Origin of the sequence: Streptomyces sp. NPDC015131, from assembly GCF_043079975.1 — a bacterium.
Taxonomy (GTDB): Bacteria; Actinomycetota; Actinomycetes; order Streptomycetales; family Streptomycetaceae; genus Streptomyces.
Map to the genome: position 1 here is coordinate 817,995 of NZ_JBIBVB010000001.1, position 21,125 is coordinate 839,119.

At 76.2% G+C, this 21,125-nt stretch carries 15 protein-coding genes; 2 read left to right on the top strand and 13 right to left on the bottom strand.

All coding sequences use genetic code 11. The features are described 5' to 3' along the window. Positions 1 to 7: 7 nt before the first annotated feature. The 8 genes from ACF08D_RS03370 to ACF08D_RS03405 form a co-directional block, all read right to left on the bottom strand. Complete coding sequence (locus tag ACF08D_RS03370) at positions 8 to 673, bottom strand: lactate utilization protein C (RefSeq protein WP_392220800.1); 666 nt, start codon at positions 671 to 673, stop codon at positions 8 to 10. Beyond that, the gene (locus tag ACF08D_RS03375) at positions 670 to 2,088 is read right to left on the bottom strand and encodes a lactate utilization protein B (RefSeq protein ID WP_392220801.1); all 1,419 of its coding nucleotides are present in this window, start codon (positions 2,086 to 2,088) and stop codon (positions 670 to 672) included. Before ACF08D_RS03375 ends, ACF08D_RS03370 begins: the two co-directional genes overlap by 4 nt. Then, positions 2,085 to 2,795 carry a (Fe-S)-binding protein gene (locus ACF08D_RS03380; protein WP_392220802.1) on the bottom strand — a complete coding sequence of 237 codons (711 nt, stop codon included), beginning with the start codon at positions 2,793 to 2,795 and terminating at the stop codon, positions 2,085 to 2,087. Before ACF08D_RS03380 ends, ACF08D_RS03375 begins: the two co-directional genes overlap by 4 nt. A gap of 198 nt (positions 2,796 to 2,993) precedes the next feature. Then, complete coding sequence (locus tag ACF08D_RS03385; RefSeq protein ID WP_392220803.1) at positions 2,994 to 6,047, bottom strand: tetratricopeptide repeat protein; 3,054 nt, start codon at positions 6,045 to 6,047, stop codon at positions 2,994 to 2,996. Beyond that, complete coding sequence (locus tag ACF08D_RS03390; RefSeq protein ID WP_392220804.1) at positions 6,044 to 7,882, bottom strand: HSP90 family protein; 1,839 nt, start codon at positions 7,880 to 7,882, stop codon at positions 6,044 to 6,046. The genes ACF08D_RS03385 and ACF08D_RS03390 overlap by 4 nt, the downstream gene beginning before the upstream one ends. Positions 7,883 to 8,176: 294 nt before the next feature. After that, positions 8,177 to 8,563 (bottom strand): barstar family protein, encoded by a 387-nt coding sequence (locus ACF08D_RS03395; protein ID WP_392220805.1) that lies wholly within the window; start codon positions 8,561 to 8,563, stop codon positions 8,177 to 8,179. A 46-nt stretch (positions 8,564 to 8,609) separates the two neighbouring features. Beyond that, positions 8,610 to 9,809 carry an ABC transporter substrate-binding protein gene (locus ACF08D_RS03400; RefSeq protein WP_392220806.1) on the bottom strand — a complete coding sequence of 400 codons (1,200 nt, stop codon included), beginning with the start codon at positions 9,807 to 9,809 and terminating at the stop codon, positions 8,610 to 8,612. A 79-nt stretch (positions 9,810 to 9,888) separates the two neighbouring features. Next, positions 9,889 to 10,842 (bottom strand): NADP-dependent oxidoreductase, encoded by a 954-nt coding sequence (locus tag ACF08D_RS03405; RefSeq protein ID WP_392220807.1) that lies wholly within the window; start codon positions 10,840 to 10,842, stop codon positions 9,889 to 9,891. Positions 10,843 to 10,912: 70 nt separating this feature from the next. Between ACF08D_RS03405 and ACF08D_RS03410 the strand changes: the two genes are divergently transcribed. Beyond that, on the top strand, positions 10,913 to 11,899 hold the full coding sequence (locus tag ACF08D_RS03410) for a GlxA family transcriptional regulator (RefSeq protein WP_392220808.1): 987 nt from the start codon (positions 10,913 to 10,915) through the stop codon (positions 11,897 to 11,899). Between the two features lie 15 nt (positions 11,900 to 11,914). Here ACF08D_RS03410 and ACF08D_RS03415 read toward each other — a convergent pair whose 3' ends face one another. Together ACF08D_RS03415 and mmuM are read right to left on the bottom strand one after the other, a co-directional pair. Then, positions 11,915 to 13,795 carry a DUF2264 domain-containing protein gene (locus tag ACF08D_RS03415; RefSeq protein WP_392221203.1) on the bottom strand — a complete coding sequence of 627 codons (1,881 nt, stop codon included), beginning with the start codon at positions 13,793 to 13,795 and terminating at the stop codon, positions 11,915 to 11,917. A gap of 84 nt (positions 13,796 to 13,879) precedes the next feature. Continuing rightward, positions 13,880 to 14,824: a homocysteine S-methyltransferase gene (mmuM, locus tag ACF08D_RS03420; protein WP_392220809.1), complete on the bottom strand. Its 945-nt coding sequence runs from the start codon at positions 14,822 to 14,824 to the stop codon at positions 13,880 to 13,882. Positions 14,825 to 14,926: 102 nt separating this feature from the next. On the opposite strand from mmuM, the gene ACF08D_RS03425 reads away from it, so the two are divergent. Further along, positions 14,927 to 15,160 carry a DUF5133 domain-containing protein gene (locus tag ACF08D_RS03425; RefSeq protein ID WP_392220810.1) on the top strand — a complete coding sequence of 78 codons (234 nt, stop codon included), beginning with the start codon at positions 14,927 to 14,929 and terminating at the stop codon, positions 15,158 to 15,160. A gap of 97 nt (positions 15,161 to 15,257) precedes the next feature. Here ACF08D_RS03425 and ACF08D_RS03430 read toward each other — a convergent pair whose 3' ends face one another. From ACF08D_RS03430 to ACF08D_RS03440, 3 genes are all read right to left on the bottom strand, one after another. Then, positions 15,258 to 15,956 (bottom strand): ester cyclase, encoded by a 699-nt coding sequence (locus ACF08D_RS03430; RefSeq protein WP_392220811.1) that lies wholly within the window; start codon positions 15,954 to 15,956, stop codon positions 15,258 to 15,260. Between the two features lie 92 nt (positions 15,957 to 16,048). Then, the gene (locus ACF08D_RS03435; RefSeq protein ID WP_392221204.1) at positions 16,049 to 18,820 is read right to left on the bottom strand and encodes an AAA family ATPase; all 2,772 of its coding nucleotides are present in this window, start codon (positions 18,818 to 18,820) and stop codon (positions 16,049 to 16,051) included. A gap of 278 nt (positions 18,821 to 19,098) precedes the next feature. Next, positions 19,099 to 20,907: a S8 family serine peptidase gene (locus ACF08D_RS03440; RefSeq protein WP_392221205.1), complete on the bottom strand. Its 1,809-nt coding sequence runs from the start codon at positions 20,905 to 20,907 to the stop codon at positions 19,099 to 19,101. Between the last annotated feature and the right edge of the window lie 218 nt (positions 20,908 to 21,125).

Consider the following 21,125-nt stretch of genomic DNA (forward strand, 5'->3'; position numbering starts at 1 on the left):
CCGCCGCTCAGGAGGGCGCGGCCACCAGGACCACGTCCAGCGTGCGCGGACCGTGCACCCCCTCCACCCGGTCCAGCTCGATGTCACTGGTGGCCGACGGCCCGGAGATCCACGTCAGCGGGCGCCCCGGGTCCAGCCGCGGCAGAGCCAGCGGCACCGACGCCACCACCTGCCCCGGCGCCCGCACCACGCACACATGCAGATCCGGTACGAGAGTGAGAGCGCGCCGCCCCTGGCCCGCCGACCCGTCCAGCACGATCGTGCCCGTCTCGGCGATCGCCAGCGCGCACCCGGTGACGACGGCGTCCGTGCCGTCCAGTGCGTACGGGGACAGCGGGCGGCCCGGCGCGTCGTGGCGCAGCTCGGCGGCCGTGTCCGCCAGCCACGCGCCGGGCAGCCCCGGCGGGACCACGACCGACGCCGCGCCCCGTTCGGCGAGCAACCGGGCGATCAGCGACGGCAGTTCGCCCTCCGCCGCGCGGTGGACCCGGGCCCGGTACTCCGTCAGATTGCGGTCCAGCAGGTCCAGCAGGGCGCCCGGATCGCCGGGGGAGTGGCTCACCCGGTAGTCGCGGACCGGCTCGGGGGCGTCCGGCGCGCCGGACACGGCCGCCCGGACCCGGCCCAGGATCCGGTCGCGGGCGCCCTCGCCCGCGGGGCTCTCGCCGCTCATCCGCGGTTCCTCCTCCACCAGTCGCGGAATGGACGCTCCGGAAGCTCCGGCAGGTCACGGCCGCCGGTCCACGCCCCCGCGCCCGGCGGGCGGGCCGGGACCACCCCGCGGGCCGCCGACGCCAGGCGCTCGCCCGCCGCCAGGGCCGCCGGGTGGTCCAGCAGCCAGGTCGCCGCCCGGACCGCGGCCCGCTCCGCCCGGTGCCTCCGCCCGCCCCGCCCGGCCACCTCGCCGCGCAGATGGACCAGCACCTCGGGGATGTCGATGGCGACCGGGCACACCTCGTAGCAGGCCCCGCACAGCGTCGACGCGTACGGCAGGGAGGCGTCGATCTCGCTCGCCGTACCGCGCAGTTGGGGAGTGAGGATCGCGCCGATCGGGCCCGGGTAGACCGACCCGTACGCATGGCCGCCGGCCCGCTCGTACACCGGGCACACATTGAGGCACGCCGAACAGCGGATGCAACGCAGCGCCTGCCGGCCCACCTCGTCGGCGAGCGCGGCGGTCCGGCCGTTGTCCAGCAGGACCAGATGGAAGGCGCGCGGCCCGTCGGCGTCCGTGGTCCCCGTCCACATGCTGGTGTACGGATTCATGCGCTCGGCGGTCGACGAGCGCGGCAGCGTCTGGAGGAACACCTCCAGATCGCGCCAGGTCGGCACCACCTTCTCGATGCCCACCACCGAGATCAGGGTCTCCGGAAGCGTCAGGCACATCCGCCCGTTGCCCTCCGACTCGACCACCACCAGCGTCCCGGTCTCGGCCACCATGAAGTTGGCCCCCGAGATCCCGACCTTCGCCCGCAGGAACTTCTCCCGCAGGTGCAGCCGGGCCGCCTCCGCCAGGTCGGCCGGCTCGTCCGTCAGGTCGTCGGGCGCCGGCCTGCCCCAGGCGGCCATCCGCGCCCGGAAGACGTCCCGGATCTCCGCGCGGTTGCGGTGGATCGCCGGGACGAGGATGTGGGACGGCCGGTCCTCGCCCAACTGCACGATCAGCTCGGCGAGATCCGTCTCGTAGGCGTCGATCCCCGCCGCCTCCAGCGCCTCGTTGAGCCCCGTCTCCTGCGTGGCCATCGACTTGACCTTGACGACCTCCCGCTCACCGGTCGCCCGGACCAGCCCGGTCACGATCCGGTTGGCCTCGTCGGCGTCCTCGGCCCAGTGCACCGTGCCGCCGGCCGCCGTCACCGCCTCCTCCAGCCGGACCAGGTACGTGTCCAGGTGGCGCAGCGTCCGGTCCTTGATGCGCCGGCCCGCCTCCCGCAGCTGCGCCCAGTCGTCCAGCTCGGCCACCGCACGGGCCCGCTTGTCGCGGATGGTGTGCGTGGCGTGCCGCAGGTTCGCCCGGAGCACCGGGTCGGCGACCGCCGCCTCGGCGGCCCGGGGGAAGGACGGCATGCCCAGGAACGTTCCGCTCACCGCAGCGGCTCCTCCTCCGTACTCGCCAGGATCTCGGCGATGTGCACGGTACGGACCGGCTCGCCCGCCCGCCGCAGCACACCGTTCAGGTGCAGCAGGCAGGAGTTGTCCGCCCCGCACAGCACCTCCGCCCCGGTGCCCACGGCGGCGCGCACCTTGTCCCGGCCCATCGCCACTGACACCGCCGGGTTCTTCACCGCGAACGTGCCGCCGAAACCGCAGCACTCCTCCGCGCCGGGCAGGTCCACCAGCTCCAGCCCCCTGACCGCCTCCAGCAGCCGGCGCGGCCGGTCGCCCAGGCCCAGCAGCCGCAGCCCGTGGCAGGACGGGTGGTACGTCACCCGGTGCGGGAAGTACGCGCCCACGTCCGTCACGCCCAGCACGTCGACCAGGAACTCCGTCAGCTCGTACGTCCGGGGCCCGAGGCCCGGCGCGCCCAGCCCGGCGTACTGATCGCGCACCATGGCCGCGCAGGAGCCGGACGGGGTGACCACATGGCTGTACCCCGCGAAGGCGCGGGCCGTGCGGCGGGCCAGGGTGGCGGCCTGCGGCCGGTACCCGGTGTTGTACTGGGGCTGCCCGCAGCAGGTCTGGGCGGCCGGGAAGTCCACCTCGACGCCGAGCCGTTCGAGGAGCCGGACGGTGGCGATCCCGGTCTCCGGACACACCGCGTCGTTGACGCAGGTGACGAACAACGCGACCCGCATCGCGGCTCCTTCCTTCCCTCTCCTGCCCTCGCCCGCTCCCGGCCGGGGCGGGCGTCCGTCGAGGATAGGGCGTGGCGGCGGCCCGGTGCCGGGGCCCGCCGTACGGCGGCGAGCCCCGGCGACCGGACACCCGGCCGGACCCGGCGGCCGGCCCGGTCAACCGGTCACGTGGCCGGCCCGGTCGCGTGGCCGGCCCGGTCACCCGGCCACGTGGTTCCTGGTCACCTGGCCCACCAGCGACTCCAGGCGCGGCAGGAACGCCCGGGCCTCCTCCGAGTCCAGCGCGGACACCTCGGCGATCAGCGCCCGGACCGGAGCGGCCGGTTCGGCGCCGGCGCCCAGGTCCCGCAGGGTCCACGCCAGCCGGGCGACACACCGCACCCGCTCCTCCAGGACGTCCGGGCCGAGCGCGGCGAACGCCTCCTCCGCCCGTTCGAGGAGGGCCACCACCTCACGCCGGACGCCCTCTTCGTCCTTCGCGTCGGCGTCCTCCCCGGCGACCGTGACGCCTGTGGCGTCGTCGTGATCGTCGCCGTTGTCATCGTCATCGTCGTCCTCGTACAGCTCGTCGAGCAGCAGCTCGGCCGTCTGCGCCCAGGTCCGTGCGCGCTCCAGCAGCAGCTCGGGCGCGTCGCCGCGCACGGCGTCCAGCGCCCGCGCCATCAGCTCGCGCGCCGTGCCCCTGTCGCCGCCCTCCGCCTCCAGCCACGCCAGGGAACGCAGCGCCCGCGCGAGGGAGACCTGGGCGCCGGCCTCCTGCCACAGCTCCACGACCCGGCGGTACGCCGCGACGGCCTCCGCCCGCAGACCCGCCGCCGAGAGGCACTCGGCGGCCAGCGACGCGAAGTGGGCGTGCGCCCCGGGGTCGTCCCAGCCCTTGGCGACCTCGGCGGCCAGCACGTACTGCTCGGCCGCCGCCCGGTGGTCACCGAGCGCCCGCAGGCTCCGGGCGAGGGTGTCCCGCGCCCGTACCGCCCGCTCCTCGCCGTGCTCCAGCAGCTCCGGCAGCGCGGACTCCAGCACCTCGGCGGCCTCGGCGGCGCGGCCGGTCTCGCCGAGGGACTGCGCCAGGACCAGCCGGGCGTACGCCCCGCCGCCCGCCGAGTCCCCGGCGGCGTCGAACCAGTGGGCGGCCCGGAGCGCGTGGTCGGCCGCCTCCGCCTCCTTGCCGTCCTGCCGGTACAGCGCCTCGGCCAGGGTCAGCCGCAGCGCGCCCTGCTCCTCCGGCGCCACGATCTCGGAGCCGTGGGCGAGCGCCGTGCGCGCCGCGTCCTCGGCGGCCCCGAGGCGCCCGGTGTCCATCAGCAGCCGGGCGAGCCGCATCCCGGGGTCGGCCGCCTCCCACGGGCGGCCCGCGTCGGCGCACCGGCGCGCGGCGGAGGCCAGCAGCGCCTCCGCCCGCTCCACGGCACCGGCGCGCCAGGCGAGGGCGGCGCGCATCGACTCCGCCTCGGCGAGCAGGTCCTCGACGGTCGACCCTCCGGACACCGCCGAGAACTCCTCGACGAACGCGGCCAGTTCGGCGTCGACGTGCCGGTCGTGCCCCTCCGGCTCGCCTGCTCCTTCGCTCTCCGGCTCACCGGCCCCTTCGCTCTCCGGCCCGTCGTCCTGCGCCGGGTGGTCCGTCAGGAGCGGGCTCAGCTTGACCCGTGTCAGGGCGGCCGTGGCGATCCGCCGCGCCCTGCTGGGGTCGTCCGGGTCCAGCGCCTCCGCCGACGCCGAGGCCGACGCGAGCAGGCGCCGTACCTCGTCCGGGGCCGCTCCGGAGCGGACGGCCGCGATCACCAGCCGCAGCTCGGCCAGCACGGCCCGCCCCGGCTCGCCCACGCTCCGGTGGGCCGATGCCACCCGCTCGAACAGCTCCCGCGCGCCGTCCTCGTCGGCGTGCCCGGCCCGGACCGCCCGCGCGTCCAGCAGGTCGGCGGCGAGCCGCTCGTCGGGCGCCTCACCCGAGCGGGCCACCAGCTGCTCGACGCGCTCCCACGCGGCGGCCGCCCTCGGGTGCCCCTGGGCGCGCAGCTCCCTCGCCTCGGCGACCAGCTCCGGCAGCGCGTCACCGCCGGCGGCGGCCCCGGGCGCGGGGACGGGGGCGGCGGGGGCGGAGGGCTCCCAGGCCGTCCGGTCCGTCCGTACCCCCAGCGGAAGGCTCTCCAGCAGGGGCTCCCGCTCCAGCCTGGCCCGCAGCCGGCCGGACTCGTAAGTGTTGCCGTTCCGCTCGTCGAAACGCTCCGCGATGGCCCGCGCCTCCGCGTCGAGCGTGTCGTGCAGCTCCCGGACCGTGTGCCGCCGCCCCTCGTGGGCGATGGCGGGCCGGTCCCCGTGGCCGAGGACGAGCAGCCGCCGCAGCAGCACCAGCGTCCCACCGAGCAGGTCCAGCCGGGAGCCCGGGTCCCCGCCGGACGACAGGTGCGCGGCGTGGTCGGAGAGCAGCTCGAGGCCCCGGGCCTCGTTCCCGGTGAGGGCGCAGAACTCGATGTGGCGGGCGACCGTCGGCAGCAGGCTCTCGTTCCCCCGCGCCATCCGGTACCCGCGCAGGTGGTGGGCGCGCGCCTGGTCCACCCGCCCGGTCCGCACCAGCGGCAGCAGTGACTTGGCGAGCACCCGGTGCGGCTCCTCCATGCAGCTCGCACCGCCTTCGAGGACCGGCTCCCAGACGCGCAGCGCCTCCTCGTCCTGTCCCCGGTCCGCCCAGTACGCGCCCTGCGCGTTGATCTCGCAGGCGTGGCAGTTGGCCATCGCGTCCCGGTCGGCCGCCGTCCACGCGGCGAACGCCCGGTCCGCCCGCTCGGTGTCGCCGGTGTCGTCGGCGAGGTGGAACTCGCTCTGCCGCACGGCCCGTTCCGAGTAGCCGGCCACCCGGTAGCGGTACTCCATCTCGGCCAGCCACCGTTCCATGGAGGCGAGCGGGACGTCGGGCAGCCCCAGCATCCCGGAACTGGCCCACTTGAACATCCAGTGGAAGGCATGGCTGTCCTGCCGGTCGAAGGCCGACGGGTCCCGGTCCCACTCCTGCATCAGCCGGGCGAACGGCACCAGCAGCTTGCCGGCCTCGGAACTGAACTCGTACGCCTTGACGAGCCCGAACAGCGCCTGCCGCAGCAGGTCGCGGTCGCCGGTCGCCTCGGCGGCGGCCGTCAGCTCCTCGGCGCGCGCGTTGCGCAGGAGGCCGTTGGGCGCGGACTCGTTCTCCCACAGGGCGCGCCGGATCGCCTCCGGGGTGCGGTCGGGGGAGTTCGCGGGGATGGTGGTCACTGGTCGCCCTCCGAAGGCGCGGTGGTGGGGTGCGTGGCCCATTCGAGGAGCCCGAGGAACGCCCGGTTGAGCAGGGAGGTGTCGGCGGGCCGCAACGGGCGCTGGGCCATCAGCAGAGCCTGCCCGTACAGCGACTCCACCGCCGTCCCGGCCAGGTCGGTGTCGGTGATGCCCGCGATCCTGCGCACCAGCGGGTTGTTGTGGTTGAGGACGAGGCGGGCGCGTGGCGCCGAGCCGCGCAGCGCGCCGAGGATGTCGCTCCACAGCCCGTCGGCCCCCTCCTCGGCCTCGGCGCGGTCCCGCTCGTGGCGGGCCTCCCGGTCGTCGAGGAACAGCGCGGGCACGCTCACGGGCTGGAAGGCGCGCAGCGCCACGTCGCACCCCAGCGGGTCCAGCCGGGTGCGGGCGGTGGCGAGGAAGGCGGCGAGAGCCAGCTCCTCGGCGGGGCCGACCGGGTCGAGGTGGGCCGTGACGGCGCCCGCGTCCAGCTCGGCGACGGTGACGCCGTCCCGCACCCGGGGGAGCAGGGCGACGAGGTCGGAGTCGTAGGTGTATCCGCCGTTGACGACGCCGAGGCCGTGCGCGGCGGCGATCGGGGCGACCTGCCGGAACTCCTCGACGGTCCGGGTGAAGTGCACCCGAGGATGGGCGCGGGTGAACTCGTCGAGCGTGACCCTGCCGTCGCTGGTCTCGAAGGGCAGCCAGGACAGCATCAGCGAGAACAGCTCCGCGTCGTGCCGGGCCAGCGACTTCACGCCCAGGTGGTGGACGGCGAGGAACGCCGCCAGCCGCTCGGGGTCGCCGGCCGCCAGGTCGCCGAGCCAGGCCCGGATGCGGGTGCCCAGGGCGTCCCGGACGGCCGCCAGGGTCTCGTCGTCGTAGAGGTGCTCCCGGGAGGCGGTGGGCCGCAGGGTGTCGGTGTCGAGCACGACGCGGACGAAGAACGCCCAGTCGGGCAGCAGGTTGTCGGCCCGCTCGGTGAGCAGCATGCCCTTGAGGTACACCCGGTGGGCGGCCCGGCCGGCCGGGCTGGTGGCGGACGGAAGGACGTAGGCCACGCCCCGGACGCCGGCGAGCGGGATGTCCAGGTCGATGGAGTCGAGCGGGGTGAAGCCGAAGACCTGGGCGCAGTGCCCGGCGAGGGCGACCCGGCGGGCGGTGGGGGTGGGGTACGGGCGGTCCCAGACCGCCGGACGCTCGGTGAGCGGGCGGGCGGCGTCGTCGGGACCGGTGAAGGTCACGTCGTGGGGGAGCAGCGACCCGAAGTCCCGGGCCAGTGCGCGGACCCGCTCCGGGTCGGTCCACTCCTCGGCGCCGGGCCTCGGCTCCAGCCGGACGGTGGTGCCCGGTTCGGTACGGGCGTCGTGCGGCAGCGTCCGGACCGTGTACGAGCCGTCGTCGCTCGCCACCCACTCGACGGGCGGCTCCTCGGGCCGGCGCGCCGAGCGCGACACCACCCGGATCTGCCGGGCGACGACGAAGCAGGCGAGCAGCCCGATGCCGAACTGGCCGAGGAACTCGCGCCGGGCGCTCTCCAGTCCGTCGCGCTTGGAGCTGCGGCCGATGGTGGCGAGGAGGCTGTGCACCTCCTCGGAGGTGAGGCCGATGCCGCTGTCCTCCATGACGACGGCGTCCCCGGTGGCCGAGAGCCGGATGGCCACGGGGGCGGCGGGGTCGTGGGCGAGGCGCGCGGTGACGGCGTCCACCGCGTTCTGGAGGAGCTCGCGCACATAGACGCGCGGGCTGGAGTAGAGGTGGTGGGACAGCAGGTCGACCAGGCCCCGGAGGTCCACCTGGAAGGTGTTCACCGAGGAGTCGGACGCGGAAAGGTTCATGGGTACGGGGAGCCACCGCACGGCACCTGACGGCCGCCGTGGGCGCGGGTCGGGCGATCGCGGGGTCCCCCCCTCACGAATCGCGATGGGCCCGGCCCTGACCCGGCGGCCCGCACGGGCATCCGCGCAGGTCACCGAGGAGGACTCGGAATTGGTGACCATCGTAGGGAGACCCACTGACAATGCCCAGGGATTACTTCTCCCGACCGGCCGGCCGCGCACCCGCCGAGCTGCCGCAGCCCGGCCCGGGCACCCCCCGGCCCGCCGGGAGCGGCAAGAGCCGGTGGGCACGGCCTACATGAGCCGCAGGACGCCCGGGACGCGCTCCTCGAAGATCTCCACCAGCTCGTCGAACAGGGTGGGCCCGCGCCCGGCGCGGGCGTCCTCCAGCCGGGCGCGGACCCCGGCCCGGTGGGACGGGTGACCGCGCGTCAGGAGGGACTCCAGCCGGCGGGCCGTCTCGGCGTGGCCGAGGTGTTCGGCGGAGATCCGGTGGTCCCGCCACTCGACGGTGTAGTCGCCGTCGCCGGGCGTGCCGAACCCTCCGCCCAGGCAGTCGGCGAAGGAGTCGAGGTTTCGGCCGAAGTAGCCGCCCGGACCGTTCACGGCCTCCCCGACGGCCCGCCAGAAGTCGTCCAGGGACCTGATCCCGCTGCCGTCCAGCACATAGGTGACCGTCACGTCCCGCACGATACGCGCCGCCCGCCGCCCCGCCCGTGCCGGGCCCCTACGGCGCTTCCGGCGGCAGCAGCGCGCCGGTCACCGGGAGGCCCGCCACCTTCCGGTTGTCGACGACCACCAGTTCCCAGGGGTGCTCGCGGCCCCGCTGCCACTGGCCGCCCGCCAGGGTGACGGTGGCGATGCCGGGGACCGGGCCGGCCGTCCAGTCCAGCGGGCCCGCGACGGTGGCGAGCCGGGTCGCGCGGATCGCCCCGGCGAGCGACTCGGGGGAGGCGGGGTCGGCGGCCGTGGCCAGGGCGTGCGCCGCCACCTCGATCAGGGCGTGGGCCAGCCCCAGGGGCTGGAGCCACTGCCGGCCGGTGGCCCGCTCGTAGGCGTCGGCCAGCTCGGCGGCGGTCGTGCCGTCGAGGGACGAGCGGTAGGGGTGGGCGGGGGTCCAGTAGACGAGCGTCGCCACGTTCGCCACGGACGCCGCGGAGCCGTCCCCGGGGGCGGGCGGGTAGGCGAGCCAGCGGGAGCAGGTCAGGATCCGGGGCCGCAGCCCCTGGCGGGCGGCCTCCCGGCGGAACAGCCCGAGGTCCGCCCCGGTCGCGGCGCTGGTGACCACGTCGGCCCCCGCCGCCCGGAACGCGGCCACCTGGTCCGCCATCGTCGCCGCCGGCTCCCGGTAGCCGGGGGAGGGGTCCACCAGCCGGTGTCCACGCGCGCGTGCGGCGGGCGCGAACCCGTGCTCGGGGTGGCGCGACCAGCCGCCCTGCGGGCCGTCGTTCCACAGGCACCCCACGGTGCGCTCCGGGCCGGCCGCCGCCTCCCACAGGCCGGCGAAGGTCTCCGCGATGTCGTCGAGGCCCCAGCAGAAGTGGAACGTCCACCGCCGGGGCCCGCCGCCGTAGTGGTAGACCTGCCAGGGGAAGGTGCTCGACAGGCACGGTACCCCTGCCTCCTCGCAGGCATCGGCGACCGCGGGCAGCACCTCCGTACCGGCCAGGGTCAGCACGATCCGCGCCCCCTCGGCCTCCACCAGCTCCCGCACCGCCCGCCGCGCGCCGTCCGCCGTGGAGCGGCTGTCCCGCCCCACCAGGCGCAGCCGCCCGCGCAGCTTCGGGGCCAGCAGGTCCATGACGTACGCCAGCGGGTCCCCGAGCCGCGCCAGCCGGCCCGTCCGTGCGACGACCACGCCCACCACCGGCGTCCGCCCGGCAGGGCCGCCCGAGAACCGTTTCTCTTCACTGTTCGTGCGCTTCATGCCCCGCACAACGCACGGGCGCCGAGGGTGTCACGCCCCGCCCCGGGGAGCGGGGAGCGGGGCGGGGCGTGCGCCGGCGTCAGGCGACGGTGAGGACCAGCTTGCCCGCCGTGCGCCCCGTCTCGCCCAGCTCATGGGCCTTGGCGGCGTCCGCGAGGGGGAAGGTGCCCGCGATGGCGGCCCGCAGCCGGCCCTCCTCGGCGAGCCGGGCGATCGCGTTCATGCCCGCGTGGTCGGCCTCGACCAGCATCAGCGCGGTCCGCACCCCGAGCGGCTCCGCCCGGGCGGCCAGCTCCTCGCCGCCCATGGGCAGGATCGACACCAGCAGGCCGCCCCGGCGCAGCGTCCGCAGTGAACGGGCGCGGTAGTCGTCGTCGCCGATGGTGTCCAGGACGACGTCCACGTCGCTCACCGCCTCGGCGAAGTCGACCGACCGGTAGTCGATCACCTCGTCGGCGCCCAGCTCGCGCAGGAAGTCGTGCTTCCCGGCGCTCGCCGTGCCGATCACATACGCGCCGCGCGCCTTGGCGATCTGCACGGCGAGGTGGCCGACACCGCCGGCGGCGGCGTGGATCAGCACCCGCTGCCCGGCCTCCACGCGCGCGGTGTCCACCAGCGCCTGCCACGCGGTGAGTGCGGCCAGCGGCAGGGCGCCCGCCTGGACGTGGTCGAGCCCGGCGGGCTTGCGGGCGAAGGCGCGCGCCGGGCCGGCGACGTACTCGGCGTGGGAGCCGACCCCGTACGGGTAGGGCAGCATGCCGAAGACCTCGTCGCCGGGCTGGAACAGGGTGACGCCCATCCCGACGGCCTCCACCGTCCCGGAGACGTCCCAGCCGAGGACGTGGGGCGGGTCGCCGAGGAACATCCGGCCCCCGCGGTGCTTCCAGTCGGTCGGGTTGACGCCGGCCGCGTGCACCCGGACCAGCACCTGGCTGGGGCCCGGCTCGGGCCGTGCGAGCCGTACCTCCTTGAGTACCTCGGGGCCCCCGTGGGCGTCCTGGCTGATCGCGCGCATGGTCTCTGTCGTTGTCATGCGCTCCACCCTGCCGGGGGAGAGGCGGCCAAAAAATGGCACGATTGCCAATGTCCGATAGAATCGTGCCATGCATCGTGTGGTCGTCCTCGCCCTCGACGGCGTGTATCCCTTCGAACTCGGCATCCCCAACCGCGTCTTCGGCTGGGCCGACGGGCGGTACGAGGTGCTCACCTGCTCCGTCGACGGCGGGCCGGTGCGCACCGGATCCGACTTCTCCATCACCGTCGAGCACGGCCCGGAGGCGCTGGCCACGGCCGGCACGGTGGTGATCCCGCCGTACGACATGACGATGGCCACCGCCGGGGAGCTGCCCGGGCCGGTCGCCGACGCGCTCGCGCGGATCCGCCCCGGCACCCGGATCGTGTCCATCTGCACCGGGGCGTTCCTGCTGGCGGCGGCCGGCCTGCTCGACGGGCGCACCGCCACCACCCACTGGTCCCTGGTGCCGCTGTTCCGCCGGCTGTACCCGCACGTACGGCTCGACCCGGACGTGCTGTTCATCGACGGCGGGGACGTCCTCACCTCGGCGGGCGCCGGCTCCGGGGTGGACGTCTGCCTGCACATCGTCCGCGAGGACCACGGCAGCGAGGTGGCCAACCAGGTCGCCCGCGCATGCGTGGTGCCGCCCTGGCGGGACGGCGGCCAGGCCCAGTACATCGAGCAGCCCGTCCCCGAGACCTCCGACAGCGGCACCGGCGCCACCCGCCACTGGGCCCTGGAGAACCTGCACCTGCCGCTGACGCTCGCCGACCTCGCCCGGCACGCCCGGATGAGCAGCCGTACCTTCGCCCGCCGCTTCGGCGAGGAGACCGGTATGAGCCCCGGACGGTGGCTCACCCGGCAGCGGGTCGCCCGCGCCCGCCAGCTCCTGGAGTCCACCGACCTGCCGGTGGACCGCGTCGCCGGGGAGGTGGGGTTCGCGACGGCCACCTCCCTGCGGCAGCACCTGCACGCCGCGATCGGCGTCTCCCCGCTCGCCTACCGCCGCACCTTCCGGGCCGCCGACCGCACACCCCCGGCACCCTCCCGGGCCGGGGAAGCCCTCGCACGGTAGGGCCCGCGACCCTCGTCAGGGCCCGTGCGCCACCACCGGCGCCGGGCCGCCGAACGCGACCCGGGTGCGCGCCCCGTCGCCCGCCCACCGCACCACCACCTCGTCCGCCCCGCCCGCCACCCGCTCCACCGCCGCCACGCCCTCCGGCGGCTCCGGGGACGGCTCGCCCGTCAGCGAGGCCAGCGCCACCAGCAGGGCCGTACCGCCGCCCGGCGCCCGCGCCGTCAGCCGGGGCAGCACCGCCCAGCGGGTGAACGCCGTGCCCTGCGGGGCGCGCACCTCGCCGGGCTCCGGGGCCTCCCACCCGTACAGGCCGCGCAGCTGCGACACCAGCGGCTCCCCCGGGCCGGCCGCCCAGCCGGTCAGCCGCACCCGCGCCCCGGGCGGCAGGCGGACCGCCCGGTGGACGCGCAGCTCGTACCGGCCGCGCACCACCGTCACGCTCTCCACCCGCAGCCCCGGCACCACCGCCGGCCCCGAGGGGAACACCGGCCGGTGCCAGGAGGCCGCCCAGCCCCACCCGTCGCCCTGCCCGGCGCCCAGCGGCCGGATGCGGCAGCGCACCGAGGCCACCCCGCCGACCTCGACGGACAGATGGTTGTCGGCCGGGTTCGCCGCGGACGTGGGGCCGGTACGGGTCGAATAGGCGAACCGCCCGTACAGCGCGTCCCCGCCCTCCGCCGTGTCGCCCCCGGCCGGGTGGACGTGGTCGCTGCCGTGGTTGTGCAGCCGGGCGATCCCGTCCGCCGCCGTCGTCTGCACCAGCAGCCCCGGCGCCGGCAGCGCCCGCACCCGGTCGCCGCCGGCCTCGGCGGGCCCCGGCTCCTCCCGCGCCGTCCACAGCGGATCGCCCGCCGGCACGAGCAGCGCCACGAACGCCTTGGACGCCCAGTACGGCGAGGCCGGGCCCGAGTACGGCTGGAGCGTCGCCGCGTGCGGTCCGTGCCAGCCCGGCGTCAGCAGCCCGTCCCGCGCGTCCACCGCGCCTCGGTCCAGGAAGTACCGCAGGCAGCCGCTCAGCAGCCGCCGGGAGGCCCCCGGCGCGAGCGGCGTGTGCCCGGTCAGCGCGCCCAGCCCCACCGCCGCCCCCGCGGCGAACCGGTAGGTCAGCGACCGCCCGAAGTACACCGGCGCCCCGTCCCCGCCGAACAGCAGCGAGAACCCCTCCAGATGCTCCCGCAGCCTCGGCCCGTACACCCCCAGCAGGGCATCGTCGCCCGACAGATGGGCGTGCAGCACCGGATACAGGTGCAGGGCCCAGCCGTTGTAGTGGTCGAAGGCCCGCCCGTCGCCGTCCGCGTACCAGCCGCCGCCCCGGTACCAGCCCTCCAGCAGCCCCAGGCCCCGCTCCACCGCCCGGTCCGTCTCCGCGTCCCCGCGCCCCACCGACCGGAGGAACCCGGCGACGGTCAGCGGGAAGAGGTACCAGTTGTTGGGCGCCGGCGTGTGCCGCAGCGCCCCGCGCAGCCACTCCTCGGCGCGGTCCCGCGTCCCCTCGCCGAGCCGGTCCCACAGCCACGGCCGGGTCAGCCGCAGCCCCAGCGCCACCGACGCGGCCTCGACCATCGGCTGGCCCCCGGCGTGGTGGTCGCGGACCGGCGGCCACGACTCGGTGTCGTCCCGGCCCGGGGTGCGCGTCCCCGCCGCGAGCCCCTCCGCGTACCGCTCCAGCAGCCCGTACGGGTCCTCGCCGCCCGCCCCGGCGACCCGGAACGCGGCGGCCAGGAACGTCCGCGCGTACCCCTCCAGCCCGTCGGACCGCACCCCGGAGACCGACGGCCGCCCCGGCAGGTCCAGCAGCGCCCCGCCCGGCGTCGCCCACCGCCAGGCGGCCCGCACCAGCCCGTCGGCCACCGCCTCCCAGTGCGCCCGGGTGAACCCGGTGCACGGGCTCATCTCCCGGTCGTCCGGCGGCAGTCGGAGGCGGGCGTCCACCCCGGCAGGATCACCGCCCGACGAAGACGGGTCAAGGCGGCCGGGTCAACGATCCGGCCCCCGCCCCTCCACCAGCCGTGCCACCTCACCGATCCGGTCCGGCCCGACCCGGCAGCAGCCGCCCACCAGCCGGGCGCCCGCCCGGACCCAGCCGTCCACCCGGGCGGCCGTGAACGCCGGGCTCCCGCGCCACGCGCGCGTACCGGCGTCCCACGCCTCGCCGCTGTTCGGGTACACCACCACCGGCTTGCCCGTCACCCGCGCGGCCACCGCCACCGCCCGGTCGGCGTCCGCCGGGGCGCAGCAGTTCACCCCGACCGCGACGATCTCCTCCGACCCGGCCACCACCGCGAACGCCTCCTCCAGCGGCTGCCCCGCGCGCGTGGCGCCGCCCGCCACGCTGTACGACAGCCACGCCGGCACGCCCAGCCCGCGCACCGCCCGCACCAGGGCCCGCGCCTCCACCGCGTCCGGCACCGTCTCCAGGGCCAGGACGTCAGGGCGGGCGGCGGCGAGCACCTCCAGCCGGGGCCGGTGGAACCGCTCCAGCTCGGCCACGCCCAGCCCGTACCGGCCCCGGTACTCCGAGCCGTCCGCGAGCATCGCCCCGTACGGCCCCGCCGAGGCGGCCACCCACAGGGGCCGGCCGGGCGCCCGAGCCCCGGCGCGCCGGGCCGCCTCCCGGCCCAGCTCGACCCCGAGCGCCAGCAGTCCGGCCGCCCGGTCGTGGCCGATGCCGCGGCGGGCGAACCCCTCGAAGGTCGCCTGGTAGGTGGCGGTCGTCGCCACGCGCGCGCCCGCCCGGAAGTAGGCGAGGTGCGCCGCCACGACCGCGTCGGGACGGTCGGCGAGGAGCCGGGCCGACCACAGGGCGCCGGTCAGGTCGTGGCCGACCGCCTCCAGCGGCACGGTCAGTCCGCCGTCGAGCACCAGAGGGGCGTCCGGCGAGGTCAGGGCCTCGGCGAAGCCGGGAACGGGGGCGCTGGTCATGGGACGGAGCCAACCATGGTCGGCGGGTATGCGGAACGGATCACCGGGTAGCAGGGCCGCACGAGACAACCGGCGCCTGGCGTCGCAGGAAGGAGACCGGCCGTGCTGATGGCTCACCCCGCGGTCCTGAACAACCTGGTCGAGCAGTACGAGACGCTCCGGCTGCTGCACGCCGAGGAGGGCGCCCCCGCGGTCCGGGAGCGGATGGACGAACTCGCCCGCACCCTGTGCGTCGCCACCGGTACGGCGGACGTCGACACGGCCCTGATAGCCGCCCGCCACCGTCTGCCGGGCGCCCGGCCGGAGGACGACTCGCTGCTGACGGCCCCCTGCTGACGCCCCCTGCCGAGGCCGGCGCCCCCCGGGAACGGCACCGGCGGACCGGCCGGCACGGGCGCGGCACCGTGACCGGCCGGTCCCCGGCCGCGTACGGCTACTCCTGGGTCACCACGCCCAGCTGCCGCATCAGGCCGAGGTCGTCCACGTTCCACCAGCTCTCCGCGATCTTCCCGCCCTCGCAGCGGAAGGTCGCCTGCCCGGTCCCCGAGAGGTCGCGGCCGGTGGCCTCGATGCCCTTGTACGCGGCCCGGTGGTGGCCCCGGTACGACATGCGCATGCACACCGTGTCACCCTCGGCCACCAGGGACTCGATCACGCAGTGCGGGGCGAACGCGTCGAACAGCTCCTGGTTCTCCGCCTTCGCGGTGGCCAGGTCCACGTCGTAGGACGACAGGGACGGGTCGTGCTCCCGGTAGTCGCCGGTGCACAGCCGGTCGGCCGCCGACGGGTCGCCGTTGTTGATCACTTCTTCCACGAAGCTGCGCACGACCAGCTTGTTGAGCTGCTCGTCCCGGACGACGTCCAGGTCGGTGAAGGTCGGCTCACCGTCGCACAGCGCCGTCATCTCCCGGAAGATCCGGTCGGTCTCCGGCAGCTTCGAGTTCTCCATCGCCTCCTCGTACGAGGGGAATTCCACGATCTCCAGCACATGGGTGGAGTCGGAGCGGTCCCGGCCCATCATCGCGTGGGTCGCCGTCCGCTTGCCGCGGGTCGCCTCGGCCCAGCTGTCGAGCAGCTGGTTCATCTCGTCGACCCGGTCCGTCTTGCAGTCGATGATCTGGACGAATGTCATGACGCCTCCCGCCGTCGGGAACGACTGCGCTCCTTTCAGCCTATGCCGCCCGGGCACCTCCGGCAGAAGCCCGGCGGACCCGGACCGGGAGGTCACCGCGCCGTGGCGCCGGACCCGTTGAGCGCCGTCGCCAGCTGGGCGCGGGACCGCACGTCGAGCTTCTGGTAGATGCGCGTCAGCCGGGCCTCCACCGTCTTCACGCTCAGGTACAGCCGCGCGGCGGCCTCCTGGTTGCTGGCGCCCTCCCCGACCAGCCGCGCGAGGCGCAGCTCCGCCTCCGTCAGCCGGGACAACGCGCTGCCCGCCGCCGGCGCCGGGGCGCGGTCACCGGCGGAGGGGGCCTCCGCGGTCAGCCCCAGCCACGGCACGGCGCCCGCCCGCTCGAAGACCCCCGCCGCCGCCTGCATCGCCGCCTGCGCCGCCGACCGTCTTCGCCGCCGCCGCTCCACCCGCGCGAGGGCCACCAGACAGCGCCCCTGCTCCAGCACCAGCCCGTGCCCGGCGAACCGGTCCGCCGTCTCCACCAGCAGGTCCACCGCCTCGTCCGTCTTCCCGCCCGCCGCCAGGCACAGCGCGTACACCCGGTCGCAGCCCAGCAGCACGGTGGTACGGCCCAGCCGCTCGGCGACCGGGCCCACGTCGGCGAGCAGCGCCTGCGCCTCGTCCGGGGCGTCGGCCGCCAGCAGCGCCTCCGCCAGCTCCTCGTGCCAGCGCAGCATGGAGGGGTCCACCGCGCACTGGGTGCCCTCCCCGTCGCGCACCCGCCGCAGCGACTCCAGCGCCCCGGTCACGTCCCCGGTGACCAGCTGGACGCGCCCCAGCGCGTACAGGCTCCGGGACAGGAAGACATGGTCGCCCTCCTCCTCCGACGCCCGTACGCTGCGCAGCGCGTACCCCGCCGCCCGGGCGAAGCTGCCCCCGGCGGTCTCGGCGAGCGCCAGCGCGTACCACGCGGGCCCCGGCGACAGCCCGGCCTCCAGCGTCAGCGCGAGCGACCGCCCGGCGTGCGCCAGGGCCGCCGCGCACTGGCCGCGCCGGGTCTCCACCTCGGCGAGGGTGCGGAACAGCTCGATCGCGTCCTCGACGGGACCGCGCCGCTCCACCAGCGGCAGCAGCGCGTACAGCTGGTCGCGGGCCTCCGCCAGCCGGTCGTCGAACAGCGCGTGACGGATCGTCAGGATCTGGGCGGCGTTGCGCACGCCCAGCGGCCGGTCGGTCATCTCCAGCGCGCGCGCCTCGGCCAGGGTCCGCTCGGCGCCCGGCGACCCCAGCACCCGGTCCATCCTGGCCTGCTGGGTCAGCGCCTGCGCGGCGGTGTGCCGGTCGCCCACCGACCGCGCCAGGGCCGCCGATTCGACCGCCGCCGTGCGGGAGCGCACCGGATCGCCGTCCGCCACCACGTACTTGACCGCCAGCCGCAGCAGGACGGCGGCCCGCAGGGCGGGTTCGCCCTCGGAGTCCTCCATGGCGTGCACATAGATCTCGTCCAGGTCGGTGAGGCCCTGGCCCGCCGTGTCCAGCACCGCGAGCCGCGCCCTGACCCGGTCGGCGGGCGACGCGTCCCGGGCCAGCAGGTCCGCCGCCGCACGCATCGCCAGGTCCGCGCGCGCCGCCCGCGCCGCCTCCTCGGCGGCGTCCACCAGCCGGTCCAGCCGGCGGCGGCCCAGCCCCGCGGGGGTGGTCTCGGCGGCCAGCAGGGCCAGTTCGGCGGCGAGCGTGCTGTTGCCGCGGCGCCGCGCGGTGTCGGCCGCCGCGGCGACCTCGGCGGCCAGCTCCTCGTCGGGCACGTCATTGGCCAGCGCCCGGTGCCGGACCGCCTCCACCGGGTCGTCGGCGACCCGGGCGAGCGCGGCGTGCCCCCGGCTCCGCTCGGTCCAGCAGGTGTCGTGCACCAGCGTGGTCGGCAGCAGCCCGGCGGTGAACGCCACCGTGCCGTCCTCGGTCAGCGAGATCAGCCCGGCCCGCTCCGCCGCCGCCAGCTCCGCCTCGGCCGTGGGCCGTCCCGCGCGCCGCAGCAGCGCGGTCGTCGGGCGCAGCGCCAGCGCCGCGAGCAGCAGCGTCGCCCGTACGGGGGCGGAGACCGGCGCAAGCATCCGGCGCGCCACGTCGCGGGCCCGCCCGGACAGCGGCAGCGCCTCGGCGTGGTGCACGGGCGCGGTGGCGTCGGCCAGCGAGCGGCCCACGGCGAGCGCGAGCCGGGGGTTGCCGCCGCTCGCACGGTGGATCCGCCCGGCCAGCCGGGAGGGCAGCCGGTGGTGGACGAGCAGCTCGGCCATCTCGTCGGCGTGCAGCGGCGGCACCAGCAGGACGTCGGCCTCCGGGGCCACCCACAGCGGCAGGGGCGCGCCCCCGCTGTCGGCGCCGCCCCCGGCGTACGGCGCGGGGGTCTCCACGGCGACCACCCGCAGCGCGGGCGGCGCGAGATGGAGGGCGAAGCGCAGCAGGTCGGCGCTGTCGGGGTCGATGCGCTGGGCGTCGTCCACCACCAGGAGGACCGGCGCCCGCTCGGCCAGCGTCCGCAGCATCCCGGCGACGGCCAGCCGCAGCGCGATCGGGTCGCGGGCGCCGTCGAGGGCGGCGGACTCGCGGCACAGCACCGCGACGGCCTCCCGCTGCGGGCCGGGCAGACCGTCCAGCGCGAAGGCGGGCACCGAGGCGACGAGGGCCGCCGCCGCAGCCCCGGCCATGGCCTGGTCGGCCGGCTGGGGGGCGAGCCACACCACGGTCTCGCCGCGCGCCGCGGCCCGGTCGGCCGCCGCCCGGGCGACCTCCGTCTTGCCGGCGCCGGGCGGGCCGGTGAGCAGGGCCCGGCCGCGGCCCGCGAGGACCCGGTCGAGACGGGCGAGGAGGTCGGCCCGTCCCACGGGCGCGGCCCGGCCGGGCTGCCGGCCGGCGCCGTACGGCGTGGCCGCGGCGGACGGCGTGGCGGGGTACGGCGTCGACCTCACCTGCGACCACCACCCTCCGGCGCACGGATCCCCTGCCCGCGCCGCGATCTCCCTCGGGAGCGCAGCATACGAACTCGGCCGCCGGAGTCCAGGTGTGCTGTCCGGTATGTGGACGAACACACAAGCGGGCGTGCCTGCGGCGGATCGCCGCGGGCACGCCCCTGACCTGTGCGGATGCCGGTCCTCCGGGGGGATCAGAAGGTCAGGCCCCAGGAGTCGATGTAGCCGGTGTCACCCGTCGCCACGTCCCGCACCTGGAGCTTCCAGGTGCCGTTGGCCGCCTCGCTCGACGCGTCGACCGTGTAGGTGGTCTGGACGTTGTCGGCCGAGTCGTTGCCGCTGGAGTTCTTCAGCCGGTACGCGGTGCCGTCGGGCGCCACCAGGTCGACGACCAGGTCGCCGCGCCAGGTGTGCTTGATGTCCACGGCGACCTTCAGGGCGGCCGGGGCGCTGCCGGTGCGGCCGGAGACCGCGAGCGGGGAGGTGACGGTGGCGTTGTCCGCGATCGCCACGTCCGTGGAGTTCGTGAACGCCGCTCCGGTGCCGGGGGTGGTAGCACCGGTCACGGCGTTCACGGTCTTGGTGGCATCGGCGATGCCGGTTCCGCAGCCGCCCGTGCAGGTGCCGGGCAGCGGGCGGGCGTTGGCCTTGATCGCGGACTCGATCTCGGCCGGGGTCAGGGCGGGCTTGGCCGACTCCATCAGCGCGGCGAGGCCGGCGATGTGCGGGGCGGCCATCGACGTGCCCTGGTAGGGCTTGTAGTTCTCCGCCGACCGGGTGGTGGTGCCGGAGTTCAGCGTGGAGAGGATGCCGTTCTCGGGCGTGGTGACGGTGCCGGGCGTGTCGGTGCCGCGCCGGGTCTCGCCGCCGGGCGCCGAGACGTCCACGGAGGAGCCGAAGTTGGAGTAGAAGGACCGGTTGCCCTCACGGCTGGTGGACGCCACGTTGATGACGTTCGCGCAGTTGGCGGGGGTGGAACCGGAGGCGTTGGCGTTGCTGTTGCCCGCCGCGACGACGACGGTGGTGCCGCGGGAGACGGCTCCGTCGATGGCGTTGCGGTAGACGCTGGGGCAGGACGAACTGGGGCCGCCCAGGCTCATGTTGATGACCTTGGCGGGCGTGGGGTTCGCCGGGACGCCCGGGACGCTGCCGCCGGAGGCCCAGGTGATGGCGTCGGCGATGTCCGAGGACGCGCCGCCGCACTTGCCGAGCACCCGGACGTGCTGGACCTTCGCGCCGTACGCGATGCCCGCGACGCCCTTGGCGTTGTGGGTGGTCGCCGCGATGGTGCCCGCGACATGGGTGCCGTGCCAGGAGGAGTCGCTCGCCTTGGAACCGGGCCCGCACTCGCCGTCGGTGGCGTTCCAGTCGCCCTCGTCGGCCGGGTTCGCGTCGCGGCCGTTGCCGTCGCGGGCGTCGGCGGAGGCGGAGATGAAGTCGTAGCCGGAGACCGTGTTGCCGCTCAGGTCGCCGTGGGCGGCGTAGCCGGTGTCGATGACGGCGACGGTGACGCCGCTGCCGGTGGACTTGTCCCAGGCGCCGGGCACGTTCATGCCGCCGGTCGGCTCGAAGAGGTCCCACTGCTTGGCGTACTCGGTGTCGTTGGGGGCGACGGCCATCGGGTACGCGCGGAGGTCGGCCTCCACGGACGCCACCTGGGGGTCGGCGCGGAAGGCGGCCATCACCTCGGAGACGTCCTGCCCGGTCGCGTCGCCCAGGTCGACCAGGGCGCCGCCGCCCGCGAGGCGGCGTTCGAAGCTGAGCGTCTCGCCCGTCGCCGCGCCCTTTGCCGTGGCGTCGGTCTTCGCCGCGGTGTTGGAGGTGGCCTCGGCGGTGCGGGACTTGTAGGTGACGATGACCTTGTCCACGGGGGCGCTCGGCGGCGTGGTCGCGGACATGGCCTGCGAGGCCGGGGCGACCGGCTTGGGGGTGGGGGTGGCCTCCGTGGCGAGGGCCACCGCGGAGGTGGCGGTCACGCCGAGGATCGTGGCGCTCGCCGCCACGACGGATATGAGTCTCCGCCTGGAACCGTTCAAGGTGTTCCCTTTCAGGGCAGCTCCGGCGACTCCCGGAGCGGCTGACGGTGCGGGACGCGACGGGCGGCGGGCGCGTGGTGGCCGCGGGTGGTGCCGTGGGGGTGGCACGTCGCGGTACCGGGCCGGGTATGCCCCTCGCGCCGCCGCCGGCGCGACGGCCCCTGGGGCGGGACCGTCACCGGCGG

Excerpts from the sequence above, each read along its gene's own strand:
- ACF08D_RS03370 (WP_392220800.1), bottom strand. The coding sequence starts at position 673 with ATGAGCGGCGAGAGCCCCGCGGGCGAGGGCGCCCGCGACCGGATCCTG.
- ACF08D_RS03380 (WP_392220802.1), bottom strand. The coding sequence starts at position 2,795 with ATGCGGGTCGCGTTGTTCGTCACCTGCGTCAACGACGCGGTGTGTCCG.
- ACF08D_RS03390 (WP_392220804.1), bottom strand. The coding sequence starts at position 7,882 with ATGAACCTTTCCGCGTCCGACTCCTCGGTGAACACCTTCCAGGTGGAC.
- ACF08D_RS03400 (WP_392220806.1), bottom strand. The coding sequence starts at position 9,809 with ATGAAGCGCACGAACAGTGAAGAGAAACGGTTCTCGGGCGGCCCTGCC.
- ACF08D_RS03405 (WP_392220807.1), bottom strand. The coding sequence starts at position 10,842 with ATGACAACGACAGAGACCATGCGCGCGATCAGCCAGGACGCCCACGGG.
- ACF08D_RS03410 (WP_392220808.1), top strand. The coding sequence starts at position 10,913 with ATGCATCGTGTGGTCGTCCTCGCCCTCGACGGCGTGTATCCCTTCGAA.
- ACF08D_RS03415 (WP_392221203.1), bottom strand. The coding sequence starts at position 13,795 with ATGAGCCCGTGCACCGGGTTCACCCGGGCGCACTGGGAGGCGGTGGCC.
- mmuM (WP_392220809.1), bottom strand. The coding sequence starts at position 14,824 with ATGACCAGCGCCCCCGTTCCCGGCTTCGCCGAGGCCCTGACCTCGCCG.
- ACF08D_RS03430 (WP_392220811.1), bottom strand. The coding sequence starts at position 15,956 with ATGACATTCGTCCAGATCATCGACTGCAAGACGGACCGGGTCGACGAG.